This window comes from Brevundimonas sp., assembly GCF_030682035.1.
GTDB lineage: Bacteria > Pseudomonadota > Alphaproteobacteria > Caulobacterales > Caulobacteraceae > Brevundimonas.
In genome coordinates this window covers 1-1,195 of sequence record NZ_JAUXQZ010000035.1, presented here as the reverse complement: position 1 = coordinate 1,195, position 1,195 = coordinate 1, and the positions used below count along the sequence as shown (strand labels likewise).

The window sequence follows — 1,195 nt, the reverse complement described above, 5'->3', positions numbered from 1 at the left end:
AGGGCCCTCGGAACGACAAGTCGATCGACAGCCGCTCGCGATCGTGATCTACGCGAAGTGTGGAAGTCGAGGCGCTGATTCGGTCCAAGTTCGTCGCGCTGAAAGGCTCGATGGATGAGCGCGTGACGCGTTTGTGGGCCGGCGCCGAAGCCGAGGCGCTCGGTCGAGGCGGTATTGCTGCCGTTGCGCGAGCGACCGGTCTGGCGATCAGTACCGTGACCAAGGGGCGCAACGAACTTCGCACGGGCGCCAAGCCGGATGACCTCGTCAGGGTGCGCCGGAAGGGCGGCGGCGGGCGGATGCACGAGGACGTGCATCCCGAGCTCGTGCCCTCGCTGAAGAAGCTCGTTGACCCGGCAACGAGAGGTGATCCCGAATCCGCGTTGCGCTGGAGTGCGAAGAGCGCCGTCACCCTGTCGCGCGAGATGCTCGACGCGCACGGCATCCCCGTGAGCGACAAGACCGTCGGCAGGCTATTGCACCAGCTCGGATTCAGCCTCCAAGCGGCGAAGAAGACCGTCGAAGGGTCGCAGCACCCCGACCGCAACGCGCAATTTGAGTACATCAACGCTCAAGCCGAGCAGTGCCTCGAGCGCGGCGCGCCGTTCATTTCAGTCGATACGAAGAAGAAGGAGCTCGTCGGCAACTTCAAGAATGCTGGCGTCGAGTGGCAACCGACGGACTCTCCCGAGCTCGTCGACGTGCACGACTTCCCGACCCTTGCGATTGGCAAAGCGATTCCCTACGGTGTCTATGACGTGGCGGACAACAGCGGCTTCGTGAACGTCGGCACCGACCACGACACGCCAGTTTTCGCAGTGACGTCAATCGAAGCGTGGTGGCGGCGAATGGGCAGCCAGCGCTACCCGAATGCGGCGGAACTGTTCATCACCGCCGACGCGGGCGGCAGCAACGGGCATCGGCCACGCGTCTGGAAATTTGAACTTCAGCGCCTCGCCGACAAGCTCGGTTTGCCGATTCACGTGAGCCACTTTCCACCTGGAACAAGCAAGTGGAACAAGGTCGAGCACCGGCTCTTCTCTTTCATCACGATGAACTGGCGGGGCAAACCGCTCCGCACCTACGAGACCGTCGTGAATCTGATTGGCCACACCACGAACAGCGCGGGCCTGGTCGTCAAAGCGACTCTCGATCGTCGGCGATACCCGACGGGCAAGAAGATCTCAGCCAAGCA

Annotated in this window: 1 protein-coding gene; it reads left to right on the top strand. The window is 62.9% G+C overall.

All coding sequences use genetic code 11. The annotated features are described in order from the left end of the window. Positions 1-59 precede the first annotated feature (59 nt). The coding region (locus Q8K49_RS09660; protein ID WP_370867762.1) for an ISAzo13 family transposase at positions 60-1,195 on the top strand (1,136 nt) is incomplete at its 3' end.